This is a genomic window from Dictyoglomus sp. (assembly GCA_025060475.1).
In the GTDB taxonomy this organism is placed as follows: domain Bacteria; phylum Dictyoglomota; class Dictyoglomia; order Dictyoglomales; family Dictyoglomaceae; genus NZ13-RE01.
Window position 1 is genome coordinate 189,068 of record JANXBZ010000001.1, and the last position, 25,298, is coordinate 214,365.

Annotated in this window: 24 protein-coding genes and 1 other annotated feature; of the genes, 14 read left to right on the forward strand and 10 right to left on the reverse strand. The window is 30.3% G+C overall.

Translation table 11 applies throughout. From position 1 onward, the window contains the following. On the forward strand, nucleotides 1-1,167 hold the full coding sequence (locus NZ841_00975) for a DNA repair exonuclease (GenBank protein ID MCS7201340.1): 1,167 nt from the start codon (nucleotides 1-3) through the stop codon (nucleotides 1,165-1,167). Further along, on the forward strand, nucleotides 1,164-3,959 hold the full coding sequence (locus NZ841_00980; protein MCS7201341.1) for an SMC family ATPase: 2,796 nt from the start codon (nucleotides 1,164-1,166) through the stop codon (nucleotides 3,957-3,959). Before NZ841_00975 ends, NZ841_00980 begins: the two co-directional genes overlap by 4 nt. A gap of 3 nt (nucleotides 3,960-3,962) precedes the next feature. On the opposite strand, the gene galU is transcribed toward NZ841_00980, so the two are convergent. Next, nucleotides 3,963-4,838, reverse strand: coding sequence for a UTP--glucose-1-phosphate uridylyltransferase GalU (gene galU / locus NZ841_00985; protein MCS7201342.1), 876 nt, complete (start codon nucleotides 4,836-4,838; stop codon nucleotides 3,963-3,965). A gap of 14 nt (nucleotides 4,839-4,852) precedes the next feature. Next, on the reverse strand, nucleotides 4,853-5,206 hold the full coding sequence (locus NZ841_00990; GenBank protein ID MCS7201343.1) for a hypothetical protein: 354 nt from the start codon (nucleotides 5,204-5,206) through the stop codon (nucleotides 4,853-4,855). Nucleotides 5,207-5,324: 118 nt separating this feature from the next. Next, nucleotides 5,325-5,597, forward strand: a binding site (T-box leader). Between the two features lie 51 nt (nucleotides 5,598-5,648). Between NZ841_00990 and NZ841_00995 the strand changes: the two genes are divergently transcribed. Beyond that, complete coding sequence (locus tag NZ841_00995) at nucleotides 5,649-7,004, forward strand: TrpB-like pyridoxal phosphate-dependent enzyme (protein ID MCS7201344.1); 1,356 nt, start codon at nucleotides 5,649-5,651, stop codon at nucleotides 7,002-7,004. A 3-nt stretch (nucleotides 7,005-7,007) separates the two neighbouring features. Here NZ841_00995 and NZ841_01000 read toward each other — a convergent pair whose 3' ends face one another. From NZ841_01000 to NZ841_01015, 4 genes are all read right to left on the reverse strand, one after another. Then, the gene (locus tag NZ841_01000) at nucleotides 7,008-7,901 is read right to left on the reverse strand and encodes a Clp1/GlmU family protein (GenBank protein MCS7201345.1); all 894 of its coding nucleotides are present in this window, start codon (nucleotides 7,899-7,901) and stop codon (nucleotides 7,008-7,010) included. Beyond that, complete coding sequence (gene rsfS / locus NZ841_01005) at nucleotides 7,901-8,242, reverse strand: ribosome silencing factor (GenBank protein ID MCS7201346.1); 342 nt, start codon at nucleotides 8,240-8,242, stop codon at nucleotides 7,901-7,903. Before rsfS ends, NZ841_01000 begins: the two co-directional genes overlap by 1 nt. Nucleotides 8,243-8,260: 18 nt before the next feature. Next, a complete protein-coding gene (locus tag NZ841_01010; protein ID MCS7201347.1) occupies nucleotides 8,261-9,181 on the reverse strand; it encodes an LCP family protein in 921 nt (306 codons plus the stop codon). Between the two features lie 126 nt (nucleotides 9,182-9,307). Then, on the reverse strand, nucleotides 9,308-9,586 hold the full coding sequence (locus NZ841_01015) for an RNA-binding protein (GenBank protein MCS7201348.1): 279 nt from the start codon (nucleotides 9,584-9,586) through the stop codon (nucleotides 9,308-9,310). 314 nt (nucleotides 9,587-9,900) lie between these two features. Here NZ841_01015 and NZ841_01020 point away from each other — a divergent pair, with 314 nt between their 5' ends. The 7 genes from NZ841_01020 (at nucleotide 9,901) to NZ841_01050 (ending at nucleotide 18,771) form a co-directional block, all read left to right on the forward strand. Then, the gene (locus NZ841_01020) at nucleotides 9,901-11,010 is read left to right on the forward strand and encodes a hypothetical protein (protein ID MCS7201349.1); all 1,110 of its coding nucleotides are present in this window, start codon (nucleotides 9,901-9,903) and stop codon (nucleotides 11,008-11,010) included. 331 nt (nucleotides 11,011-11,341) lie between these two features. Beyond that, nucleotides 11,342-12,361, forward strand: a complete 1,020-nt coding sequence (locus NZ841_01025) for a CapA family protein (protein MCS7201350.1) — start codon at nucleotides 11,342-11,344, stop codon at nucleotides 12,359-12,361. Next, nucleotides 12,328-13,089: a 4Fe-4S binding protein gene (locus NZ841_01030; GenBank protein ID MCS7201351.1), complete on the forward strand. Its 762-nt coding sequence runs from the start codon at nucleotides 12,328-12,330 to the stop codon at nucleotides 13,087-13,089. The genes NZ841_01025 and NZ841_01030 overlap by 34 nt, the downstream gene beginning before the upstream one ends. 12 nt (nucleotides 13,090-13,101) lie before the next feature. Continuing rightward, nucleotides 13,102-14,649 carry an MBL fold metallo-hydrolase gene (locus NZ841_01035; GenBank protein MCS7201352.1) on the forward strand — a complete coding sequence of 516 codons (1,548 nt, stop codon included), beginning with the start codon at nucleotides 13,102-13,104 and terminating at the stop codon, nucleotides 14,647-14,649. Continuing rightward, on the forward strand, nucleotides 14,642-15,937 hold the full coding sequence (locus NZ841_01040) for a M28 family peptidase (GenBank protein MCS7201353.1): 1,296 nt from the start codon (nucleotides 14,642-14,644) through the stop codon (nucleotides 15,935-15,937). Before NZ841_01035 ends, NZ841_01040 begins: the two co-directional genes overlap by 8 nt. A 19-nt stretch (nucleotides 15,938-15,956) precedes the next feature. Further along, a complete protein-coding gene (locus tag NZ841_01045; GenBank protein MCS7201354.1) occupies nucleotides 15,957-16,436 on the forward strand; it encodes a DUF4330 domain-containing protein in 480 nt (159 codons plus the stop codon). Nucleotide 16,437: 1 nt separating this feature from the next. Beyond that, a complete protein-coding gene (locus NZ841_01050) occupies nucleotides 16,438-18,771 on the forward strand; it encodes an O-antigen ligase family protein (protein MCS7201355.1) in 2,334 nt (777 codons plus the stop codon). Here the strand turns inward: NZ841_01050 and rfaE2 are convergent. From rfaE2 to NZ841_01065, 3 genes are read right to left on the reverse strand one after another with little or no spacing between them, the layout of a single operon-like run. Further along, the gene (gene rfaE2 / locus NZ841_01055) at nucleotides 18,760-19,251 is read right to left on the reverse strand and encodes a D-glycero-beta-D-manno-heptose 1-phosphate adenylyltransferase (GenBank protein MCS7201356.1); all 492 of its coding nucleotides are present in this window, start codon (nucleotides 19,249-19,251) and stop codon (nucleotides 18,760-18,762) included. The genes NZ841_01050 and rfaE2 overlap by 12 nt on opposite strands. Beyond that, a complete protein-coding gene (gene rfaE1 / locus NZ841_01060; protein MCS7201357.1) occupies nucleotides 19,217-20,230 on the reverse strand; it encodes a D-glycero-beta-D-manno-heptose-7-phosphate kinase in 1,014 nt (337 codons plus the stop codon). The genes rfaE2 and rfaE1 overlap by 35 nt, the downstream gene beginning before the upstream one ends. Then, nucleotides 20,223-21,308: an HAD-IIIA family hydrolase gene (locus NZ841_01065; GenBank protein ID MCS7201358.1), complete on the reverse strand. Its 1,086-nt coding sequence runs from the start codon at nucleotides 21,306-21,308 to the stop codon at nucleotides 20,223-20,225. Before NZ841_01065 ends, rfaE1 begins: the two co-directional genes overlap by 8 nt. A gap of 197 nt (nucleotides 21,309-21,505) precedes the next feature. Here NZ841_01065 and pstS point away from each other — a divergent pair, with 197 nt between their 5' ends. The 4 genes from pstS to pstB are packed head-to-tail and all read left to right on the forward strand — an operon-like array spanning nucleotide 21,506 to nucleotide 25,032. Further along, a complete protein-coding gene (gene pstS / locus NZ841_01070) occupies nucleotides 21,506-22,516 on the forward strand; it encodes a phosphate ABC transporter substrate-binding protein PstS (GenBank protein MCS7201359.1) in 1,011 nt (336 codons plus the stop codon). Continuing rightward, complete coding sequence (gene pstC / locus NZ841_01075) at nucleotides 22,513-23,424, forward strand: phosphate ABC transporter permease subunit PstC (protein MCS7201360.1); 912 nt, start codon at nucleotides 22,513-22,515, stop codon at nucleotides 23,422-23,424. Before pstS ends, pstC begins: the two co-directional genes overlap by 4 nt. Next, a complete protein-coding gene (pstA, locus tag NZ841_01080) occupies nucleotides 23,421-24,257 on the forward strand; it encodes a phosphate ABC transporter permease PstA (protein MCS7201361.1) in 837 nt (278 codons plus the stop codon). The genes pstC and pstA overlap by 4 nt, the downstream gene beginning before the upstream one ends. 16 nt (nucleotides 24,258-24,273) lie before the next feature. Then, nucleotides 24,274-25,032, forward strand: coding sequence for a phosphate ABC transporter ATP-binding protein PstB (pstB, locus tag NZ841_01085; GenBank protein MCS7201362.1), 759 nt, complete (start codon nucleotides 24,274-24,276; stop codon nucleotides 25,030-25,032). Here pstB and NZ841_01090 read toward each other — a convergent pair. After that, nucleotides 25,033-25,298, reverse strand: a 266-nt coding sequence (locus NZ841_01090; GenBank protein ID MCS7201363.1) for a phosphate transport system regulatory protein PhoU, incomplete at its 5' end; no start/stop codon positions are given.

Below are 25,298 nucleotides of genomic sequence, written 5' to 3' on the forward strand. Positions count from 1 at the left end.
ATGATAAAAATTGTTGCTACTGCAGATAATCATTTAAATAGATTTTATAAAAAAATGTTTCCTGAACAATTAAGAAAAAGAAGAGAGAAATTAAGAAAAGCCTTTAAAGAAGTTGTAGATTTCTCAATTAAAGAAAAGGTAGATCTTTTCGTACAAGTTGGAGATCTTTTTGACATGCCAGATCCTAGAAATACTGAACTTGCTTTTATAATGGAAGAATTCTTAAATCTAAAAAGAGAAGGAATAAATATATTTGCAATAGCAGGAACTCATGATTCTATAACTGCACCCGATGAAGATTCTTATCCTATTAAGATTTTTGAAAAAGCAGGAGTTTTGAAGGCTTTTACAAAAACAAGAGAGGTAGAATGGTATATTTGGGAAGGAAATAATAAAGAAAAATTATTAATTTCAGGATTATCTACTGACTTAAGAATAAGAGGTAGAGTAAATCCTCTCTCAAATATTAAAATAAACTTTGAAGACAATGATATATTTAAAATTTTTTTGCTTCATTATTCTGTAGAAAAGTTCGCTCATCCGAAAGCTCAGGAGCCTCAAGTTTCAGAGGGAACATTATACTCTTTACCTTTTGACCTTTATATTATTGGACATCTGCACGAACATAGAGATTTTGTCTTTGGCAGAAAGATGTTAATTATTCCCGGAGCTACAGAGAAAATAAATTTTGGAGAAGAGAAAAACGAAACAGGTTTCTATTTTATTAGAATAGAAGGCAAAAAAATCTTTCCAGAATATATAAAAGTTAACTCTCAACCTATGAAATCTATAGAAATAAGAACAGGAGAAATTCCAAACGAAAATCCCACAGAAAGTATATTAGAAAGAATAGAGAAAGAGTCTTTTAAAGAACAATTATTAAGATGTAGAATTGTGGGACCTCTTTCTTTAAGTTTATATCAAAAAATAAGCTTTAATAGGATAAATAAAATGGGAAATGACTGGAATTTCTTCTTTGATCTTGATACTCAGAATCTATATATTTCCACCGAGGAACTTCCTTATATTTCTTTTTCTGAAAATTGGAGTGTGGGAAAAGTATTGGAAAAATTTACAGAGGAATTGTGCATGAAAGAAGAAAGGGATAAAGAAATAATAAAAGAAGCCTTAGATTGGATAAAGGAGAATCTTAGTAGAATATTATGATTAGATTAAAAAGTTTAGAAATTTTCAACTTTAAAAGATATGAACACGAAAAATTAGATTTTCCTCTTCAAGGAAGATTTTTAATAAAAGGAAAAAATGAGGCAGGAAAAAGTAGTATTTTTGAAGCTATAGTTTTTGCGCTTTTTGGAAAACCTGTTTATATAAGAAGTGGAAAAGAAAATCTTATTAATTTCTCCCAGGATAAGGCAAGAGTGATTCTAAACTTAGATTTAGATGAAAAAGAACTATACATAGAAAGAACTCTTAAGAGAAATTCTTCTCAAGAATGTTTTTTAAAAATCTACGACAAAAAAAATCCAGAGAAAGTACCCATAATTCTTAGAAAAGTTAATGACGTCGACGAAAGGATAGAAAAAGAATTAGGATTAGATTATATAACCCTTTTAAATACCTGCTTCGTAGAACAAAAGAATATTGGAAGATTAGAAAATAGTGACAAGGCGACGAGACAAAAAATTATTATCTCTTTGTTCAATTTAGAATTTTTAACTGATCTTTCAAAAAGAGTTAAAGAGGAAAAAGAAATCTTAGAAGAAAAATTATTGTCTGGAGAGATAATAAGAGAAGCCTGTAAGGCCAAAAAACAATACCCTTTCCTTAGTAAAGAACTTTCAAAGATTAAGCAAGAAAAGACTGAGATTGAGGCAGTAGAGAAAGCAAAGAAAATAAAAGAAGAAAAAGGGAATATAGAAAAGATAGAAAAGGAAATTGAAAAAATCTCTAAAATAGTAGAGGAATATAAAGAGAAAATAGAAATTCTCAAAAAAAACCTCGAAGAGCTAAATAAATTAGAGAAAATCTTTGACCTTAATAAAATATTATTAGAAAAAATAGAAATCAAAAAAAATATAGAAAACAAAATAAATGAAGATAGCAATAAAATAAAAGAAATTCCTAGGTTATTAAAAGAGATAGAAAATTTAAAGTATCATATAAAGATAAAAAGAAGAATAGAGAAATTAGGAAAAATAAGAGATAAATTAGAAAAATTAGAAGAAGAAATTGAGAGGTTTTCAAAACTCTCAAATAATATATCAGAGAAAGAAAAAGAAATCAAAAAGATTGATAGTCTTATTGAGGAATTAAGAGACATTGAAAAAGCTCTCCAAGTTAAAAAATTAGAGGAAGACAAAGAAAATCTCAGAAAAATTATCGAAAATTTCGAAGAAATTAATAGATACAAAAAAGAATTGGAAAAAATCAATAAAACTTTAGAACAATATTTTATTAAAATTACTATTTGCTCTTTATCTTCTCTAATATTTTTAATCTCGTCCTTTCTGCTTAACATATTATATTTGCCTATCTTCTTTCTTTTTCTAATAATCTTAATTTTCCTTGTTTTAAAAAGAAACAAAGCTAAAGAACAAGAAATAAAACTAAACATAAGAAAGGAAGATTTAGAAAAAGAATTAAAAAATATTAAAGAAGAGGATATACAAAAAAGATTCGAAGAGATAAAAAAAGAGATTAGTAAAATTGTTAATAGTCATTTAAAAGCAAAAGAATTAAACGAGTTAATATCTTTAAAAGCAAAAAGAGAAAGTGAATTAGAAAAACTAAAAGAATTAGAGGAAACTCTTATAAAAGAAAAGGAAGAATTTGACAAAAACTTAACAAGTTTAGGTTTTAGGAGTATTCAGGAATTAATTCAATTTAAGAATGAGAAAATGAAAAAATGGGAAGAAATTTTTAATAGAGTATCACTTCTAGATTCATATACCCATGAAAATTTAGAATATTTAACTAGGGAAGAAAGTAGGCTTGAAGAGAGAGTCGAAATTCTTAAAAGTCTTACTTTCGAAGTAGAAAAAAATAAGAAAGAAGTTCTAAAAATTGAAGAGGAAATAAAAAGAATAAAAGAGGAAATAAAAAACTTATCAAAGGAAGTTTTGGAAGAGCCAACCAAAGAGTATAAAGAAAAAATAGAAGAAACAATAAAAAAATTCAAAGAAGAAAAAATCGAAGACAAATTTGAATATTATAGAAAAATTCTTGAGCAGAAAACTGGAGAAAGAAAAGCCAAAATAGAAAATTTAGAAAGGTTAATCAAAGAATTTCAAATAAACTATCCTGAAAAGGATTGGGAGTCTCTTTCCCAAAGAGATGTAGACTATAACTTAAAAGAAAATTTAGAAAGAAGAGAAAAAGAAATTAATGAAGAACTGGCAAAATTGAAATTTATTATGGAGAGCTATGAAAAAAATACTGGAAAAAAGATTGAAGAACTAGATCCTGATAAAGAAGAAGAAAATCTCAATAAAATGGAAAGAGAAAAAGTAAAAATGAGCTATGCCCAGCAGATCTTAGAAGGAACTACGAAAAAAATATTAGACACTGTATCCCCAAGAACCTTAGCGTATATGCAAAAGATTCTTCCCATTCTTACCATGGATCGATATCACATAGTTCATCTTGATTCTGAAACTTTTAAATTAAAAGTCTTTGATAATATATCAAACAGATATTATGATAAGGATATATTAAGTGGAGGAACCCAAGACCAATTCTCCTTAGCCTTAAGATTAGCTTTTGCAATAGCAAACTTACCCCAAGATAGAGGGACAAACCCAGGGTTCATCTTTTTAGACGAACCCTTGGGCTCTTTCGATGATGAAAGAGCTCATGCTCTTATAGAGCTCCTCACCCATGGAGAAATTGCAGAACATTTTGACCAAATATTTGTAATAACTCATGTACTTCTCAAAGAAGAATATTTTGACTATTGTATACATGTTGAAGAAGGGAGAATAATTTACAAAGATCTTTAAAATTTAACTAAATTCTTCTAAATTTAGATTTTTAAGATATTCTTTAAATATTTTCCCTATATCCTCTCTTTTCAATGCCAATTCTACCGATGCTATTAGAAATCCTAATTTATTTCCTGTATCATATCTTTTTCCCTTAAACTCATAAGCATATATTGCTTCTCTTTCCAAAAGAAGTTTTAAACCATCAGTTAATTGAATTTCTCCTCCTCTACCAGGTTTTACTTTTTCTAACATATTAAAGATTTCTGGAGTTAATATATACCTCCCCACAATAGCGAGATTAGAGGGAGCTTCTTCTAAAGATGGTTTTTCTATGAGATCCGTAATCTGATATAATCCATTTTCTAATTCCTTTCCTGCAATTATACCATAATTTTTAACCTCTTCCTCAGCAACCCTCTCTACTGCAATCACGGAACACTTATATCTTTCATAGATACTTATCATCTGCTTTAAACAAGGGACATCACTAACAATTAAATCATCACTCAGAACTACCGCAAAAGGTTCATCTTTGACAATTTCTTTTGTAACTAAAATTGCATGACCTAATCCTAGAGGTTCTTTTTGACGAATGTAATAGACCGTTGCTAATTCCGAAATTCTCCTTACTTGTTTTAATAACTCCAACTCTCCTTTTTTTTGAAGAAAATACTCAAGTTCAAAAGAAATGTCAAAATGATCTTCTATTGCTCTTTTATTTCTTCCAGTAACTATAACGATTTCTTCTAATCCTGAATTTACTGCTTCCTCTACACCATATTGAATTATAGGCTTATCCACAACAGGAAGCATTTCTTTAGGTTGAGCTTTAGTGGCAGGAAGAAATCGAGTTCCAAGACCTGCTGCTGGAAAAACAGCCTTTCTAATTCCCATATTTACCTCCTCTTTTATTCAGGAATTTTAATAATCAATAGAATAAAACTTCCATCTTCCACTAAAAGTTTATGAGCTGTACCTGCAGAAATAAAAAGTAAATCCCCCTCAGAAATAACTTCTTCTTTATAATCTTTGATTTCACAGCCTCTTATTTCTCCTATATCTATTTCTTTTCCTCCCCAATATTCTTTACTTAGAATTACCCTTGCCCTTCCAGAATAAACCACGTATACATCATTAATATATTTATGAACCTCTGTTTCTCCTTCAAAAGGAGAATTAATACTAAGCTTTCTTATTATAAAATTTCCTTTTTTAAACTCGCTAAAAAAATTTTCATGTAAAGAATATTTTTGATAGAACATTCATTACCTCCAGTAGTAAAAATTTTAACTTTATTCTAACTATTAGAAAAAAAATAATCAATCTTATACACTTAGAAGGTTGTAATCTAAGTATTTATACTGTATAATTTTACAAAAAACAAAGGCTAAGATCGGGAGTAGTAGCCATCGTAGGCAGGATTCAGAGAGGCTGGGAAAAGGTGTGAGCCAGCTATCCTGCAGATGGTGAATGGGCCCGGGAGCTTTGGACCGAAAAGGGGTATAACCCCTGAGTAGGCTCCAACGGATGTTGCCACCGTTATCAGGGCAAAGGGTATCGGAGCAAAGAGGATCTCCCGTACCCGAAAAGAGAGAGGCAATGTTGCCTAAGTAAGGTGGCACCACGAGAATAAAAAACCTTCTCGTCCTTTAAAGGGCGAGAAGGTTTTTTATTTAGATAAAATTTTAAAAGGAGGTATATCTTATGGAAGTTAAAAGAAAAATTTTATTAGACGAAGAAAAAATTCCGAAGGAATGGTACAACATTTTAGCGGATCTTCCCTTTCCTTTACCACCAGTATTACATCCTGCCACAGGAAAGCCTGTAGGTCCTGAAGATTTAGCTCCCATATTTCCCATTTCCCTTATTCAGCAGGAGGTAAGTACTGAAAGGTATATTCCTATTCCCGATGAGGTTTTAAAAATTTATAAGATGTGGAGACCTACTCCTCTTTATAGAGCGCTAAGCCTAGAAAAGTATTTGGATACTCCTGCCCATATATACTATAAGTATGAAGGAGTAAGTCCTCCAGGAAGCCATAAACCAAATACTGCTGTAGCTCAAGCATATTTTAACAAAATAGAAGGAGTAAAAAGATTAACCACAGAAACAGGAGCAGGACAATGGGGATCTGCTCTAGCTTTTGCTTGTAATCTTTTTGGATTAGAATGTAAAGTCTATATGGTAAAGGTAAGCTATTTCCAAAAGCCTTATAGAAGATCTCTTATGGAAACTTGGGGAGCAAAGGTTGTTCCTAGCCCAAGTCCTGATACTGAATCAGGCAGAAAGATTTTAGAGAAAGATCCAGAGTCTTTGGGATCTCTAGGAATTGCTATAAGTGAAGCGGTAGAAGATGCAGTGAAAAGAGAGGACACAAAATACTCTTTAGGAAGCGTATTAAATCATGTTCTTTTACATCAAACAATAATTGGAGAAGAAGCTTTATTACAAATGGAAATGGCAGGGGAATTCCCTGATGTAGTAATTGGATGTGTAGGAGGAGGAAGTAATTTCGCTGGAATTTCTTTTCCATTTTTAAGAGAGAAATTTAAAGGTAAAAAAATAAAAATCCTTGCAGTAGAACCAGAATCATGTCCGAGCCTAACAAGAGGAATCTATACTTACGATTTTGGAGATACTGCAAAAACAACTCCTCTCCTCAAAATGTATACTTTAGGACATAATTTTATACCACCAGGAATTCATGCGGGTGGTTTAAGATATCATGGAATGGCTCCTATTGTAAGTGCTCTCTATCATCATGGATATATATCTGCTGTAGCCTATCATCAATTAGATATTTTTGAATCTGCAGTAATTTTTGCAAGAACTGAAGGAATAGTCCCTGCACCCGAGTCCGCTCATGCTATTAAAGCTGTAATTGACGAGGCAAAGGATGCCAAAGAAAAGGGAGAGAAAAGAGTAATATTATTTAACCTAAGTGGACATGGCTTCTTTGATCTTTCTGCCTATGATCAATACTTCTCAGGAAAATTGGAAAATTTTGCATATCCCAGAGAAAAGGTTGAAGAAGCATTAAAAGACTTACCCAAAATATAAATTTCAAAGGTGAGGAGCTATCTTTTTAAGCTCCTCACCTTTTATTGAAAGGTATAAATCACCTAATTCAATTCTTTTTATTTTTTCCTTTTCCTTAAAAGGAGTAAAAATTTTTAAAATATTATTATTAAAATCGACCATCTCTAAAATTCCAAGAGCTAAAAATTCCTCTCTTTCTCCAAAAAGTCCTACCAATCTATTTTTTAAAATTTCTACTTTATCTTTATCAATATATTTATTTATCGAATAAATTAAAAAAGAGGGAAGATCTATTGAAATTCCTCCAAGAAAATATCGGCAGAATTTCTTCTCTCTAAAAGCTCTCCTCTCCTCCCAAGATCTTTCCCGTGCCATCATACTCATAGGAATAATATAAAACTCTAAGGAAAATCTTTGCATAATTTTTAAGAAACTTTCCAACTCATTTTCTTTTCTTATAAATACGATATGTTCGGGTCTCAATAAAGAAAGCTTGTAATACTTCAATACTTTTCCCAATTTTCCTAAGATAAGCCCGCAAGTATTTAAAATAATTAATTCACAGCCAGAAGATTTTGCCTTATCTACTAGGTTTTTTACACCGACTAGTAGAGGTAATAGATGTCCTACAGGAGATGTAGATCCTACAAAATACCAGTCAAAGACTGAAAGTTCTTCAAAAGATTGAAAATCCCCTTCTGGAATACTCAAACTTACTGTTGTGGGGACCCCTATCTCACTCTGACCTAAGTCACTATTTACTATACCAACTTTTAGACTATTTTTTATAGCCTCTTTAGAAAGGTAATATACAAATGAGCTTTTTCCAACATTAGGAAGTCCTAAAACAACTACTAATCCTTTCTTCTCAATTATTCTGTCTTTAACTTTTTGCCAAGAAGCAGGAATATCTAACATCAAAATTCTGTATATTGAGGAGCATTTTTATAAAGCTCTTCAATTTTGTAAAATTCTCGAGCCTTCTGGGAAAATATATGAACAATAAAATCATTATAATCAAGCAAAAGCCAACCACTTCCTTCTTTTCCTTCTATACCTCGAGGTCTGTATCCTAGTTTATCCATTTCTTCTTCGATCGCTCTTTGTATTGCTTTTCTTTGTGTTGGGGTCATCCCTGTACATATTATGAAAAAATCTGTTACTCCAGAAATATTAGATAAATCTAAAACTATGACATCATTTCCTTTTTTATCTAGTATTAATCGAGCAACATGAAATGCTTTTTCTTTACTGTCCAAAAAATTTCACCCCCAAAGTTATAGTTTGTTCTCTTCATTAGCAAAAACAGATTTTTTCCATTCTTTAAGTTTATTAAAATCAGGTAAAACATAACTAATTCCATTTATATTATCAGGATTTCCAGGCATCATAGTCATCCTAATATTCTGATTTTCAATATTTATAAATTTAGAGGCTAAAAATAAAGCCTCATAAAAAGAAATATTTGTTTCTATGGTAGAACCAACTAGATTTATATATTGAGGAAGATTTATTAAAGAAACCTTATCCTTCATTTGACTATATAAAGCTTTTAAAAATTTCTGTTGTCTTTCTATTCTTCCCAAATCTCCTAGAGGATCATGCCTAAACCTCACATAACCAAGAGCTTCTTTTCCATTAAGATGATGCTTTCCAGGTTTTAGTCTTATATAGAGTTTGTCAGTTCTATCAACATAATACATTGGCTTCTCAATTTCGATGTCTACCCCCCCAATTGCATCAATCAATTTTTCAAACTGTTGAAAATTCATTTTAGCATAATAATTTATAGAAACACCCAAAAATTCTTCCACTGTTCTTACTGCAAGATCTACACCACCGTAATGGTAGGCATGATTTATCTTATCATAACCGAATCCTGGAATTAAAACCCTCGTGTCTCTCGGAATAGAAAGAAGATCTACTTTTTTGTCTTTCAAATTAAAAGAAATAAAAATAATAGTATCACTTCTTCCTATATCTTCCTTTCTTTCATCAACACCAAAAAATAAAAAATTTATCCTCTCCATTTTTCCTAAAACCATTTCAGTGAGTTCAATGGGATCAAGAGAAGGAAAATTTTTACTAGGGATATAATTATAGCTATTCTGAAGATAAAAATATCCACCTATGCCTGTTATAATTACAAGCAATAGAAAAACTATTATACCAAATAGTAAAACTTTCAATTTCCTCAACCTTTATTACCTCCCTTAATACATTTAAAAGAAGGACCCCTACAACGAGGGGTCCTTATATAATTATAATATTAAAAAGCTACTTTCCCAAATAAAATAGGAAAGTAGCCAAAGTTTCAAGCATTATTATGAACGAGCTCTTCTTTCTCTTGGCCTTTCTTCTCTGGGTTTTGCTTCATTAACTATTATTTTTCTTCCCTTAAAATCTGTACCATTTAAAGCACTAATCATTTTCTCTGCAGAACTATCCTCAACCTCTACAAAGCCGAAACCCCGAGACCTTCCAGTATTTTTATCGGAGATAATTCTTGCAGAAATTACATTTCCATAGTTAGAAAAAACATTTTTTAACTCTTCTTCAGTTGTTGACCAAGGAAGATTACCTACATATAAAGTCTTACTCATCTTTCACCTCAGGAAAATTTTTTAAAATTTGAGAGCTTTTAAGGAAAAACTCCCAGAAACCTTAAAAGTAAATCTCTTGGAAAAACTAAAATGGTACCTCGGTAAACTTCACCTCTCTTTCTTTGAAAAATAAAAAACCTAAGATTCCTAAATTTTCAGAAATCTTAGGTTTTTTGCACAAAAATTTTACCTTAAAAAAATAGAAACTTCCGACCATCTTAAACTTTAAGGAAATTTTAGCATGATTTAATTTTATTGTCAAAAAAAAGCTTAAGGATTTATACTATGTTATATTTTAATGGAGGTGATTAAATATGAAAAAATTATTAGTTATCCTTTTCCTTTTAAGTATCTCCTTGGCAAATACAAATTTAGTCATCTATTCTAAAAATTTTGCTCTTATTTCCTTGGAAAAAATAGTAGAATTAAAACAAGGTATAAACTATGTTCCTTTAGATGAAATACCTGGAGATATTTCTCTTTCTTCGGTTTATATTACATCCCAGAAGGGAAGTATTATTAAGGAGATTATCTATCCCAACTGGGCTTTATGGATTATCTCAGAAAAAAGCATAAATGAAACTCTCAATATATTTTATTTTCTTCCTAATATCTCTTGGAGTTGTGAACATTTTATATTGGTAGATGAAAAATCAATCCTTAATTTTAATAGCAGAATAATTGTTCAAAACAATTCAAATAATAATTTTAAGAACATAAAGCTATCTCTTCTTGCAGGAGAGCCACAAGTAATAGAGTCTGTACCCACAAGAACTTTTCTCAAAGCAGAAATTGCTGAAGGAGTTTCCCCAGAAGAAATTATTGAAAGTAAGGGAGAATACAAAATCTTTTCCTATAAAGAACCTGTAAGTATTCTTGCTAAGCAACATAAATTATTACCTTGGCTTGATAATAAGAATGTGATTGCAGAAAAAATTTATTTTTATGATTATCAAAGAGATATAAATGGGGTATTTATTGAATGGAGATTTGAAAATTCTAGAGATAAAGGACTAGGAGTTCCTATACCCTCAGGTAAAATAAGAATATTTTTGAAGGATAAAGATAGAATTGTATTTTTAGGTGAATCAATTTTAAAGGATATAGCAGAAGGTGAAAAATTTACTGTATTACAAGGTAAAGCCTTTGATATAAAAGGAGAAAGGAAGATATTGGAAAGCAAGGAATATACCGAAGCTAAAAACATTATCAGAGAAAGAAAAATACAAGTGATAATAAGAAATTCTAAGGAGGAAAAAGTTAAAGTAGAAGTAAAAGAATATCTAGAAGGCGACTGGCAAGTTATCTCATCTTCTTTACCCTTTGAAAAAATCGATGCCAATAATATAAAATTTATATTAGATGTTAGCCCTAAAAAGGAAGCAATTTTAGTATATTCTTATAGAACAAGACTTCCAAGATAATTATTTCTAGAAAGAAAATCAAAAATATATAATAACATGAAGAATCGAGATGGAAGGCTCATATTTCAGTTCTATTTACTCTACAAAAAGAATATTTGGCATAATTAAAAAATTTCAGGAATAAGTTTCTTATTTCCAATGATTACCGAATAAAAACTTCTTTTTTTTAACAAGTCCTTTGACTCTAGCTTCAAAGCAATTTCAGAAGTAACCTCAAAGTCTGGGGAAATTATTATTAATTCTGATATGATATAATTAAGCTATTATAAGAATTTTTGTAATTGTAATTTTACTATTTACTATTTCTCTCAATTTTATCATCTCTTCTGAGATGAGAGAGGGAATTTTTTTAACCTTTTCTGGAGATATTTTTCTCCAAAGACAAATCTTAAATTCCTATTATCATACAAAAAGTAAAACTTATGTTTTTTCTGAAGATATATTTGAGAATATAAAAGAGGAGATAAAAGGAGATTTATCCTGTGTAGTATTAGATACTGTCATTGCAGGAAATATTTTTACTCCATCTAGCTATCCTTTATATAATTCACCTGCAGAAATTTTAGATACTTTAAAAAAGATGGGTTTTAATTTAATAATTACTGCTAACAACCACTGTCTCGATAAGGGAGAAAGAGGATTATTTGAATCTATTAAGAATATTAAAAAAAGAAATTTACTTTATCTTGGAACAAATCTCTCTCCTGACCCTCATGAAAGAGTTATGATTTTCGAAAAAAATGGGATAAAAGTCGGAATTTTAGCGTATACTTATGGGACAAATGGGAATTACCTTCCTAAACATAAGGAATATATGGTGAATTATATAAACTTAGAAAAAATTTCTGAGGATATAAATTTCTTAAAAAATCAAAAGACAAATTTTATTATTATATATCTCCATTGGGGAGAAGAATATATAGAAAAACCAAAAGAATATCAAAGAATCATAGCAAAAAAGCTGATAAATTTAGGTGTAGATATGATCATAGGCAGTCATCCTCACTGTATAGGAAGCATCGAGAAAATCAATGATAAATATTGTTTTTATTCACTAGGAAATTTTTTTGCAGATCAGTATGGGTTAAATATTTCCAAAACAAAATTTGGATTGATATTAAGAATTAATCTTTTTAAAATTAAGGAAAGATTATCTTATAAAATAGAGGTTATCCCGATATTCATTCATAGATGGAGAGAAAAAGGAAAATATAAATACAAAATTATTAAAGCAAGTAATATTTATAAATATAAAGATATCGATAAAAAAGATCTTTTGTACTATGAAAGTCTTAAAAAACTACTAATGAATATAAAATGGGAAAAAGAAGAATTATTACTCAAATCATAACTGCAATTTTTGTAAATTCGTATTATTTAGCCTTTTTTGGCAAAAATATTCCTTTACCTGTTTTTAATTGTTATGCTTGCCCTTTAGCAAGTTTCGCCTGTCCCATAGGAACTCTTCAGTATTTTTTGATAATAAAGCAATTTCCTTTTTTACTCTTAGGAATTCTAATTTTTTCGGGTATTATTTTAGGAAGATATTTTTGTGGATGGTCTTGTCCCTTCGGTACCTTACAGGATTGGCTGTATAAAATAAAAACTTTAAAAAAAATTGTGGACAACAGATTTAGCACTCTCGTTAGATGGACAGTCTTTATTGTTTTAGTAATTATTATCCCATATATAAGCTTAGAGCCTTGGTTTTGCAAACTATGTCCTGCAGGAACCTTAGAAGCTGGAATCCCTCAAATATTAATTAAACCTCAATTAAGGAATCTGGTTGGATTTCTTTTTATTATAAAAATAATCATTTTAATATTATTCTTAATAATCAGTATTTTTATCTCAAGATTCTTTTGCAGATTTATATGCCCTTTAGGGACTTTTCTTTCTATTTTTAATAAGCTATCTTTTTATCATTTAGAGGTTGACTCTTCCTGTCCCCAATGTGGAATGTGTAGGCAAAAGTGTCCAGTAAATATTGAAATTTATAAGGATCCAAATTCCCTAAATTGCATAAGATGTTTAGAGTGTGCAAGTTGTGGAAAGATCAACGAAAAATTTTCTCTTTAAAGGGGTGAAACTGTGAGACTTACCTTTTTTGGTGCAGTAGGAGAGGTTACAGGATCTAATTATTTACTAGAAAATGAAAGAAAGTACCTTATTGATTGCGGTATCTTTCAAGGGAAATCTGAAAATGAAAATTCTAATCCCTTTCCTTTTGATCCCTCGGAAATATCTGCAGTATTACTAACCCATGCACATTTAGATCATTCGGGAAGAATACCCAAATTAGTTAAGGATGGCTTTAAAGGTAAAATATATGCAGTTCTTCCTACTATTGAACTTTGTGAGGTATTGTGGTTGGATACAGTAAAAATAATGAAAGAAGAAGTAGAAAGAATAAATAGAAAAAATCAAAGATCTGGTAAACCGTTAATAGAACCATTATATACAGAAAAAGAAATTGAAATTGCCATGAAACTCTTTGAACCGGTACCTTATGATGAAATAATCGATCTAAAGGATATAAAGGTAAGATTTAGAGACTCTGCTCATATTTTGGGCTCAAGTTCCTTAGAAATTTGGGGAGATAACATAAAAATAGTATTTTCAGGAGATTTAGGTCAATGGGAAAATGTAATGGAAGGAACCCCTGCCTTAATTGAGCAGGGGGATTATGTGATCATTGAATCCACATATGGAAATAGATTACATAAATCCTTAGAGGAAACAAGAAAAGAGTTTAAAGAAGTAGTTGAAAAAGTCATAAAGGAAAAAGGTAAGATTCTTATTCCATCCTTTGTAGTAGATAGAGCACAAAGAATTATTTATGAACTGATGCTGTTGGAAAGAGAAGGTATTATTCCTAAAGATTTTCCAATATTTTTTGATAGTCCCATGGGAAAGAAAATAACGGAAATTTATAAAAAATATACTAATCTTTTATCTCCAGACCTCCAAAAATATTTCTTAGAATCGGAAGATCCCTTCTCTCTACAAAATCTTAGTTATGTATCTTCAGTAGAAGAGTCAAAAAGTATTAATGCTATAGAATCTGGAATAATTATTGCAGGAAGTGGAATGTGTACAGGTGGAAGAATTCTTCATCATATAAAACATAATATTTGGAAGGAAAATACTCATGTAATTTTTGTAGGCTATCAAGCTCAGGGAACTCTTGGAAGAAGGCTTATTGATGGTGTTAAGAAAATACATGTGATGGGAGAAGAGTTAACAGTAAATGCAAAAATTCATACCATAAATGGATTTTCTGCTCATGGAGATCAAAAAGATTTATTAGCTTGGGCAGACTCCTTTCAGACAAATCCTATGTTTATTATAACCCACGGAGAACCTGAATCTGCAAGGACTTTATCTCTTTTACTTAAAACTAAAGGATATGAAAGTTTAATACCTCTTATGGGGCAAAGTATTGATTTAACAAGAAGAGAAATCTATCCTGTGAAAGAAATTGTAAAACATGAATGGCAAGAAATCATAGAGGAATTAGAAAATCAAATAAATTTAATTAAAAATAAACTTTTATTTGCTCCTTCTGATGAAACTTTAGATATATTAAAGGCAAGTTTGATTCTTCTTAAAAATATAAAGGAGATAAAAAATGATTAAAAAGTTACTGATAATTACACTCCTTTTATTTTCATTTTTATCGAAAGTAAAATCCCAAAATACGGGAGAATATGCTTTGTATGTTATAAAAAATCTTTGTAGTGAAAGATTCCTAGGTAGACAAGCAGGAACCTCTGAAAATGAGAAAACAATAAATTTTATAAAAGAAGAGCTCCTAAATATAGGATTATCTTACTCTCAGATTTTTATTCAGAAATTCCCTTTAGATATTTATTTCTTGGAAGAAAAACCAAAACTTCAAGTTTACTTCAACAAAAGAATCCTATGGGAAGGAATTTATAGAAAAAATTTTAGAGATTTATTCACAGGATCTTGGGAGATTCAAGGAAAGATCAATTTTGTCAATTACGGACTAAACCTTAATGATTATAAAGATAGTAATGGCAAAATAAGTATAGCTCAATTGGGCTATGAGAATCCTAAGGATAGATATTTAGATAGAATAGAATATAGAATTAACTTAGCTCAAAATAATTCCTCCTTAGCACTTTTTTTAATAACTGATAAAACGAAAGAATATATCGTCTCACAAAAATCTTTATTTTTAAACGATTTTTCTTTCCCTGTTGTTTTTTTAACAACAAATTCATGGAATAACATTAAAAAATATTATTATAAAAATTCAAATATTGAGATAAAGTATAAGATAAAATATAGATCAGAAAAAGGAAGTTCAACAAATCTATACCTATTCATTCCTGGTAGAGAAGATAAATATATCATTATAAGTGCTCATATAGACCATGTAGGAGGAGATCCTGATGGGAGTTTCTTTCCGGGAGCCAATGATAATGCATCAGGAGTAGGAGTATTAATGGAAATTATTAGAATTATAAAAGAAAGAAATATATTACCAAAATACAATTTAATATTTTCTTTTTTTAATGGAGAAGAATATGGTTTAAAAGGTTCAAATCATTATGTTAAAAACCCTATATTCCCTTTGAATAAAACTCTATTGAATATAAACCTTGATTGTGTAGGAAGAGGAAAATATATTTACTTAGCTTACAACCACACTGCTGAAGAGTATGTAGATAGATTAAGAGAATTTAATAAAAAAATAATACCCATAGGAGAACATCATCTATTAACTCAATCAGATCAATTTAGTTTTGTAAATTTAGGAATACCTGCAATATTTATATCAAGAGCAAACGAGGATTTAAATATTCCTGATCTTCATCAAAGTACAGATACCTATGAAAAGATATCTTATCAAAATTTAGCAGAGGTGATAGACTTAATAATAAAATTTATATGTTAAAAAGAAAGGAGAATGGACCATGTTTAAGAAGATTAATATCTTTGATCTATTTGTAGTAACAGTGATAATTTTAGCAATATTAGGAATTATCTTAGTAAGGACTGGAAAGAGTCCTATTACGAAAGTTAGAGGAGAAGAAAAAGAGATTGAAGTAGACTTTATAGTGAGAAATCTACCCTTAGTGGATCAAAACTTTATTATCCCAGGAGAAAAAGCATTTATCAGGATTAAAAATCAGCCCTTTGCGTGGGTAACAGTGAAAGATATAAAAATATACCAAAAAAAACAAATACTTCCCGACTTCAAAGGAGGATATAAAACCATTGATGATATAAACAATCCCTTTAATGTGGATTGTCTTATTACCTTTACTGCAAAAGGATATGTAACCTCAGATTCTATAGTTTTGGGGACAAAGGTAAAAGTTGGTATGTCTATTACTATTGAGAGTTATAAAGCGGATGTTACAGGAGTCATATCTGCAATAAGGGTGAAATGAAATGAAAAACATTGAATCTCTTTGGCAAGAAAGTCTAATATTCAAAATCTTAGATAATATTGAAACTAAAATAAAAAGATTTTTTGAACCCATTATATCTTCGTCCTTTATATTTCCTTGGCTAGATTTTGTTTTGGAACATTTTTTATATATTTTTCTGTTTTTGCTTCCCTTTTTATCAACCGAGAAAATTGCTCTTTTGAGTTTTATTGCCTTTATCTTATGGTTTATAATTACTTTTTTATCTCCTGAAAAAAGATTTTTTAAAAATTTAGATAGATTTTCCCTTTTATTTTTTATCTTTTTAGGAATAAATATTTATGCAACTGCTTTTTCTCCATATCTTTACTCTGCTATAAAGGGATTAACAAAATTATTAGTTTATTTTGCAATCTTCTTTATATTTAAAGATGTCTTTGATGTTTCAAGACAAAAAAAAGCAATTATCTTTTTACTTTTATCTACCTTTATACTTTCCATATATTGCTTATATCAATGGATTATTAAAGTTCCCCAGTTAGCAGGATGGGAAGATCCAGAGTTAATAGCAGAAGGAGTAACAAGAGTATATGGAACTCTCCAAAATCCGAATCTTTTAGGTGGATATTTAATTTCAGTTTTTCCCTTCCTTTTTTCTGCGTTAATATTTTATAACTTTAAATCCTTTATATCCTTAACAATAATTATTTCTGCTCTTTCAATAATATGGACATATTCTCGTGGTGCATATTTGGGATTTTTAGGATCTCTTGGAATTCTATTTAGTGGAATCTTCTTATACTTCTGGCAAAAAAACAAAAATATAAGAAAAAAGCTTGTCTTTATATATTTAATCATTATTTCTATGGCAATCGGACTATTCTTTTCATCGGATTATTTTAGAGCAAGAGTTTTTTCAATGTTCACCCTTTGGGGACATACCTCTAATGCCACAAGAGTTATGATTTGGAAGAGTTCTTTTAAAATATTTAAAGACTTTTTCTTAACAGGAATTGGCTTAGGAAACGATGTTTTTCGTCAAGTTTATGCCTTCTATATGGAGCCAAAATATACAGCCTTAGCTTCTTATAACTTATTTTTAGAATTAGCTATAGAAGGAAGCATTTTTTCTTTGATAGTATTTTTAATAATGATATACACTTTAATTAGAATCTTTATTACTTCTTTTTCCAATTGGGATTTTACAAGAAAGATAATAGGAATTTCTTCTTTATCCTCTATAATTGCACCTTTATTTCATGGGCTTGTAGATACTATATGGTATAGACCTTACCCCCAAATAATTTTTTGGCTTGCTTGTGCTTTTCTTCTAAATTTAAACAATCCAGACAAGGATAAAAAGGTTCTTGCTTTTAATTTAGGAGGATTAGGAGATCAAGTATTGTTTTTACCTGTTCTCAAAAGATTAAAGGAGAAGTTTAAAAGAGTAAAAATCATAACTGAATCAAGGGGTAAAGATATTTTAGAAATAGCAGGATACGAAGTTGAAGAATTTAATCCTAAAAATAAGTTAAACCTTTGGGAAACTTTTAAGCTTTTGACTAAATTAAGAAAAGAAAAATATAGTATTACTGTTTCTTCAGGAAAATCCCCTTTTATACCGATATTTATGTATCTGACGGGCGCAGAAGAAAGAGTAGGATATAAAGAAAATCCTTTAAGTTTTTTATATACCCACAAGGCATCTTCAAAAAGAAATGAATATATGGGAAAGGTTCATTATAGACTAATAAAAGCTCTGGGTATAGACGAAGATTTTTCTCTTCCCAAGATCTCTCCAACTGAGGAAAATAAAAAGCTTGTAGAAAAAAAACTAAATAAATTGGGATTAAGTCCCTTTAATTATGTTCTAATACATCCGGGAATCAGTGAAATGAGCATAAAGAGAGGAATTGATAGAAGGTGGGAAAATAAAAAATGGAAGGAACTTTGTGAAAGGCTTAAAGAAGAGAATATTCCCTTTATAATAACTATTGGGCCCGATGAGAAAGAGATAGAAAATTCTTTAAAGAATTTAATTTTTGATGGAATATTTATAACTCCAAAATCTCTTCAAGAATTTCTTTCTTTAATATACTTTTGTAAAATTATGATTTGCCTAGATTCTGCACCATTACATTTAGGAGTTATCTTGAATAAACCCTTAATTGCCCTCTTTGGTCCTACAAATCCTAAAGAAATAGTTCCTGAAAATGATCTTTTTCAAGTAGTAAAGACAAATCTTTCTTGTCAACCTTGCCTTTGGGAAAAAAGAAAAAAAGTTTGTGATACTTTGGACTGTATGAAACATCTTACAGTAGATGATGTATGGAAAAAAGTTAAATTACTTATATAATTTTAATATTTTTTCAATAATTTTTGTTGTTGAAAATCCTTCGAGAAGAGGAAAAATAAAAACTTTCCCTCCATAATCTTCAACAATTTTTGCTTCAGGAAGATCCTCTATTTTGTAATCTCCGCCTTTTACATGGATATCTGGCTTTAGTTCAGAAATTAAATTTTCTGGAGTCTTCTCATCAAAGAGAACTACATAGTCTACAACTTCTAAAGAAGAAATTATTCTTAAACGAGATTTCTCGTCAAGAATTAACTTCTTTTCTCCCTTAATTTCTTTTACTGAATTATCACTATTTATTCCTACAATAAGAATGTCACCTAAGCTCTTTGCTTTTTCCAAAATCTCAATATGACCAGGATGGAGAAGTTCAAAGCATCCATTAGTAAAAACTATTATTTTCCCCTGCTTTTTTAAGTTTTCTATTATTTTCTTAAGCTCTATTTTATTCTTTATCTTTCTTAAAGAATATCCATCCATCTCTAAGTTCTATACTTTCAGGAATTATAGAAATAAGTTCCTTAGGGGTTACAGTAGCAGTCCCTAACTTTCTAACTGTTATACTAGCAGAAAAGTTGGATAAAAGCGCAGACTCTAATAAACTTCCTCCTCCTGCTAGAGCCAAGGAAAGAGTTGCCACAACAGTGTCTCCTGCACCAGTAACATCTCTCACCTGAGAAGAGAGAGCAGGTATAAATATTTGAGATTTAGGTTCGAAAAGAAACATTCCTTTCTCTCCTCGGGTAATTAAAATCCCTTCCCCCTCAGTAATATCCCATAATTTCTTGGCACAAGAAAATATGTCAAAACTATCTTCCATATTAACCGCAATCTGGGCCTCTTTTTCATTAGGTGTAATAAGATTTGCTCCTTTATATTTTTTATAATCCCTTCCTTTAGGATCTATTATTACTTTTTTTCCTTTACTTTTTATTAAAGTTATAACTTCAGAGGTTAATTTGGGAGTTAAAACACCCTTAGCGTAATCTGAAAGCACAAATATATCTATCTCGTTAATACAATCTTCTATATTTTGAAAAATAATCTCTTCTATCTCTTCAGATATAAAATCCTTTACCTCTCTATCCACTCTTACCACTTGTTGATTTAAGGCTATAATCCTTGTTTTTTGAGTTGTAGGTCTATTTCTATCTAAATAAAGTTTGCTAAAAATTCCCTTTTCTCTAAGAAGGCTTATTATCTTTTCCCCTCCACTGTCTTTTCCAATTACTCCGAAAAGAATTGGTTCCCCTAAAAGACTTTTTATATTATTTGCTACATTACTTGCTCCCCCTAAAAGAGAATATTCTTCTTCCACTTCCACAATAGGAACAGGAGCTTCAGGAGATATTCTTGATACTCTTCCTATAATATACTCATCTAACATTATATCTCCTAAAATTCCTACCCTTTTTCCTTTCCAATTGTCAATAATTTTTAAAAGATATTCTCTATTCATTCTCTTTCTCCTTTGAAAGAATCCATTCCGCACTTTCTAAGAGATCTTTAGCATAAAAATCAGGAATAACATTAGAAAAGGTTTTTCCAATTAAAATAGTTTTGCATCCTACCCTTTTACCTGCTAAAACGTCTGATTCTTTATCACCTATGATATAAGATTTACTTAAATCAATGTTCCAGTCTTTTTGAGCTTGTAAAAGCATGCCAGTGTTAGGTTTTCTGCAATCTCCTTCGATATAAGGACAATAATAGAAATCATCAATGTATATTCCTTCCCTTGCTAAAGCTAAATAAAGATAATTATTAAATTTTTCTACATCTTTTTCTGTATAATATCCCCTTTCTACTCCGGACTGATTTGTTACTACAATAAGTAAAAATTTACCTTGTAAAAGTTTTAAACCATCTACAACTTTTGGTAATATAACCAGATCTTCTATTTTATACGTATATCCTTTATCTTCATTTAAAGTTCCATCTCTATCTAAAAAAACTGCTTTCTTTTTAGAACTAAATAAATATTCCTCAACTAAATCACATAGTATATGACCGATAGTAATATGAGCTTCTTGAATATGAGGTGTCATATGAAAGGGAACCGTTATATTTATATCAGAAATTCTCGCCATCTCCCCTCCATCTCTTCCTGAAAGAGAAATTACTATGGCACCTAATTCCTTTGCTTTTTTCAGAGCTCTAACTACACTTGGAGAACTTCCAGAAGTGCTTATTCCTATAACCACATCTTTTTCCTGAACCATTGATTCCACTTGTCTTTCAAAGACCATATCATAGCCATAATCATTGGATATTGCGGTAATGATTGATGAATTAGTGGTTAAAGAGATAGCAGGAAGAGATTTTCTTTCTTTTAAAAATCTACCCACTAATTCTCCTGCAATATGCTGTGCATCTCCAGCACTTCCTCCATTTCCAAAGAGAATAACCTTTCTTTTATTCTCATAAGCGGAAACTATAGTTTTTGCAGATTTTTCGATTTCTTCTATAAGGGTTTCTTCTACAAGCTCTATGACCCTTTTATGTTCTCTCAATCTTGCTTTTATTCTATCCTCCATTATTTATCTCGCTCCTCCTTATAAATTCTCAATAAAGATTATATCAAAGGATGAATTTTAAAAAAATTTAATCTTTTTTTAATTGTTATTTAACATTTAAATTCTAAAATATAAAATGAAAAATAAGGAAAGGAGGTGACAAAAGAAAAAATTTTACAATCTTCATAATAAAAATATTTCTTCAGGGAGGGTATAAAATGCTTAAGAAAATATTTTTAATTCTAAGTTTGATTTTGATTCCAGTTTTTGCTCAGGTTACTCTTACAGGTGCAGGTGCCACCTTTCCATATCCTCTATATTCCCGTTGGTTTTATGATTTTGAAAAAGAAACAGGAATAAAAATAAACTATCAAGCGGTAGGAAGTGGTGCAGGAATTCAACAAATAAAAGCAGGCACTGTAGACTTTGGAGCAACCGATGCTCTTCTTACTGGAAAGGAACAGGAAGAGTCAGGACTAATTATGATACCAACTGTAGCAGGAGCAGTAGCAATAATTTATAATCTTCCAGGAATAGGAAAGGGATTAAAATTAACAAGAGAATTAATAGCGGATATCTATCTAGGAAAGGTAAAAAAATGGAGTGATCCTAAAATTACAGTGATAAATAAAGATTTAAAAATTCCTGATCTTCCTATAGTAGTTGTAAGAAGAGCGGATGCCAGTGGAACCACTGCAATATTTACAGAATTTCTATCTAAAGTAAGTCAAGAATGGAAAGAAAAAGTTGGTTCAGGAACCTCTGTTAATTGGCCTGTGGGAATAGGAGGAAGAGGAAACGCAGGAGTTGCAGGATATGTTCAAAATACGGTAGGAGCTATAGGATACGTGGAATTAGCTTATGCAGAGCAAAATAATATACCTTATGCTCAGATTAGAAATAAACTAAATAATTATGTTTATCCTACAATAGAAACTGTAAAATCTGCTGCAAGTTTTTACAAAATTCCAGAGGATTTTTATGTTTACATAGTTGACGCACCAGGAAGAAATAGTTATCCTATAGCAGGATATACTTTCTTACTTATAAGAAAGGAGCAAAAGGATCTAGAAAAAGCAAAAGCTTTAATAAAGTTTATTAAATGGGCCTATGAAAAAGGAGATAAATCTGCAGAAGAATTATTATATGTACCATTACCAGAAAGAGTTAAAAAAGAAGCCTTAAAGAGACTTAAATATTTAACATATATGGGGAAACCTATTGAATGAGGAGAAAAAATATAGGAGAAATTATATTTAAAAATTTAAGTCTTATTTGCAGTTTACTGATAATTATAACAGTAGGAGCAATATTCTATGAACTAATAATAGCAAGTATTCCCAGCATTAATAAGTTTGGATGGAAATTTTTGATAGAGACCATATGGGATCCTGTGGCAGAGCACTTTGGTGCTCTGCCATCCATTTATGGAACTTTAATTACATCTCTCATCGCTCTTATTTTAGGTTTTCCCATAAGCGTAGGAATTGCAATATTTCTTGCGGAAATTTGTCCCTATTATTTAAAACGACCTTTATCCTTTATAATTGAACTTTTAGGAGCAATACCGAGTATTATATATGGCATGTGGGGACTATTTACTCTCGCTCCTATATTACAATTAAAAGTAGGTCCCTTTTTAAATAAGTATTTAGGCTTTACTCCTCTCTTTCAAGGCTATCCTATGGGAGTAGGCTTTTTAACAGCTGGAATAGTTCTTGCTATTATGATTATTCCTACTATATCTTCTATATCAAGAGAAATTCTCCTTGCAGTCCCAAGAGAACAAAGAGAAGGAGCTTTAGCTCTTGGAATGACTCAATGGGAAATGATATGGAAAATAGTATTAGGAAATGCAAAATCAGGAATTTTAGCTGCAGGAATCTTAGGATTAGGAAGGGCCTTAGGAGAAACCATGGCGGTAACAATGGTTATTGGAAATTCTCCTCAAATTTCTTTATCTCTTTTTAGCCCTGGATATACTATCTCAAGCACCATTGCCAATGAATTTACAGAAGCGGTGGGAAAACTTCATTTGTCTACTTTAATAGAATTAGCATTAATACTTTTCTTTATAACTTTCTTTACCATTGCCTTTACTCGATATTTTATAATTAAAAGGATAGAGAGAAGATGAATTATAAGATAAGAAAGCTTATAAATAAAATAATGATTAGTATATGTTTTTTTTCCTTTCTCGTAGGAGCTTTCTTTCTTTTTTGGATTTTAGGAGATTTATTTATTAAAGGACTTTCCTCTATAAATTTAAGTTTATTTATCGAATTACCAAAACCTCCTGGTGTTCCTGGAGGTGGAGTTGCCAATGCAATTGTTGGATCTTTAATTTTAGCAATAATAGCAGGAATAATTGGAATTCCCATTGGAGTTTTGGCAGGAGTATATATAGTGGAATATGGAAATAATAAGTTAGCATGGTGGACAAGATTTATATCCGAAGTATTGAGTGGAATTCCTACTATAATTATTGGTGTTTTTATATACATATTAATAGTAGTTCCCATGAAAAGATTCTCTGCATTAGCAGGAGGAGTAGCTTTAAGTATTATTATGATACCAATTATTACAAAAGCTACAGAGGAGTCCTTAAAAATGGTCCCAAATTCGGTAAGAGAAGCAGCCTATGCTTTAGGAGCTCCAAAATGGAGAACAATAATAAAGGTAGTTATACCCTCAGGAAGTAGTGGTATAATAACAGGAATCATGGCCGCACTAGCAAGAGCTATGGGAGAAACTGCTCCCCTTTTATTCACTTCTCTTAATAATTCCTTTTGGAGTTTAAGATTAGATCAACCTATTGCCAGTTTGACGGTAACCATATATAATTATGCTACATCTCCCTATAAAGAATGGAAAAGTATAGCTTGGGCGTCTTCATTTGTATTGGCTATGATTGTTTTAATTTTAAATATTTTTGCTAAATATTATGCAAGAAGGAAAACTTATTCTTAAAGAAGAGGAAAAAACATTGGAAAAAATTAGAACAGAAAATTTTAATGCCTGGTTTGGTCCTATTCATGTTTTAAAAAATATAAATATATCAATAAAGAAAAATACTTTAACAGCAATTATTGGACCTTCTGGTTGTGGAAAAACAACTTTACTTAGATGTTTTAATCGTCTTCATGAATTAACTCCGGGAACTAAAATTGAAGGAAAAATATTTCTAGATAATTTAAATATTTACGACAACCATGTAGATCCTGTTTTAATTAGAAGAAAAATTGGAATGGTATTTCAAAGACCTAATCTTTTTTATAGCATGAATATATATGAAAATGTAATCTCAGGATATATCCTAAATCGAAGGCGCGTTTCTAAAGAAGAGTTAGATAATATCGTAGAAAAAAGTTTAAGACTTGCAGGAATATGGGACGAAATAAAGCATAGATTAAAAGACCATCCCTCAGAACTTTCTGGTGGACAACAACAAAGAGTCTGTATTGCAAGAGCTCTAGCAGTAGAACCTGAAGTTTTGTTAATGGATGAACCTACATCTGCATTAGATCCTATATCCACCTATAAGATTGAGGATACTATAAAATCTTTAAAAGAACATGTTACTATTATTATCGTAACCCACAATATGCAACAAGCGGCAAGAATTTCTGATGAGACTATTTTCATGTACCTAGGAGAAATTATTGAACATGGAAAAACATCGGAAATATTTACAAATCCGAAGAAAAAACTTACAGAAGATTATATTACCGGAAGATTTGGATAATTAGGGATGAAGTTCTTTTAATTCTCCTGTTTCCATATAATAAATTCTTTCTGCAACATTAGTTACGTGGTCAGCAATTCTTTCTAAATATCTTGCTATCATTAATAACTTAATATTTTGAGGCGCAGTTTGAGGAGCATTCTCAAGTTCTTCAACAATTTCATCATATATTCTTCTATAAGTATGATCTATTTCTTCGTCTTCTTCTACAACTTTTAATATGAAATCCACATCTCTTTTAACAAAGGCTTCTAAAGAATCATTTA

What these genes read in the sequence shown, in the direction of transcription:
- NZ841_00975 (MCS7201340.1), top strand. Translation starts at nt 1, where the DNA reads ATGATAAAAATTGTTGCTACTGCAGATAATCATTTAAATAGATTTTAT.
- NZ841_00980 (MCS7201341.1), top strand. Translation starts at nt 1,164, where the DNA reads ATGATTAGATTAAAAAGTTTAGAAATTTTCAACTTTAAAAGATATGAA.
- galU (MCS7201342.1), bottom strand. Translation starts at nt 4,838, where the DNA reads ATGGGAATTAGAAAGGCTGTTTTTCCAGCAGCAGGTCTTGGAACTCGA.
- NZ841_00990 (MCS7201343.1), bottom strand. Translation starts at nt 5,206, where the DNA reads ATGTTCTATCAAAAATATTCTTTACATGAAAATTTTTTTAGCGAGTTT.
- NZ841_00995 (MCS7201344.1), top strand. Translation starts at nt 5,649, where the DNA reads ATGGAAGTTAAAAGAAAAATTTTATTAGACGAAGAAAAAATTCCGAAG.
- NZ841_01000 (MCS7201345.1), bottom strand. Translation starts at nt 7,901, where the DNA reads ATGTTAGATATTCCTGCTTCTTGGCAAAAAGTTAAAGACAGAATAATT.
- NZ841_01015 (MCS7201348.1), bottom strand. Translation starts at nt 9,586, where the DNA reads ATGAGTAAGACTTTATATGTAGGTAATCTTCCTTGGTCAACAACTGAA.
- NZ841_01020 (MCS7201349.1), top strand. Translation starts at nt 9,901, where the DNA reads ATGAAAAAATTATTAGTTATCCTTTTCCTTTTAAGTATCTCCTTGGCA.
- NZ841_01025 (MCS7201350.1), top strand. Translation starts at nt 11,342, where the DNA reads ATGAGAGAGGGAATTTTTTTAACCTTTTCTGGAGATATTTTTCTCCAA.
- NZ841_01030 (MCS7201351.1), top strand. Translation starts at nt 12,328, where the DNA reads ATGGGAAAAAGAAGAATTATTACTCAAATCATAACTGCAATTTTTGTA.
- NZ841_01040 (MCS7201353.1), top strand. Translation starts at nt 14,642, where the DNA reads ATGATTAAAAAGTTACTGATAATTACACTCCTTTTATTTTCATTTTTA.
- NZ841_01045 (MCS7201354.1), top strand. Translation starts at nt 15,957, where the DNA reads ATGTTTAAGAAGATTAATATCTTTGATCTATTTGTAGTAACAGTGATA.
- NZ841_01050 (MCS7201355.1), top strand. Translation starts at nt 16,438, where the DNA reads ATGAAAAACATTGAATCTCTTTGGCAAGAAAGTCTAATATTCAAAATC.
- rfaE2 (MCS7201356.1), bottom strand. Translation starts at nt 19,251, where the DNA reads ATGGATGGATATTCTTTAAGAAAGATAAAGAATAAAATAGAGCTTAAG.
- rfaE1 (MCS7201357.1), bottom strand. Translation starts at nt 20,230, where the DNA reads ATGAATAGAGAATATCTTTTAAAAATTATTGACAATTGGAAAGGAAAA.
- NZ841_01065 (MCS7201358.1), bottom strand. Translation starts at nt 21,308, where the DNA reads ATGGAGGATAGAATAAAAGCAAGATTGAGAGAACATAAAAGGGTCATA.
- pstS (MCS7201359.1), top strand. Translation starts at nt 21,506, where the DNA reads ATGCTTAAGAAAATATTTTTAATTCTAAGTTTGATTTTGATTCCAGTT.
- pstC (MCS7201360.1), top strand. Translation starts at nt 22,513, where the DNA reads ATGAGGAGAAAAAATATAGGAGAAATTATATTTAAAAATTTAAGTCTT.
- pstA (MCS7201361.1), top strand. Translation starts at nt 23,421, where the DNA reads ATGAATTATAAGATAAGAAAGCTTATAAATAAAATAATGATTAGTATA.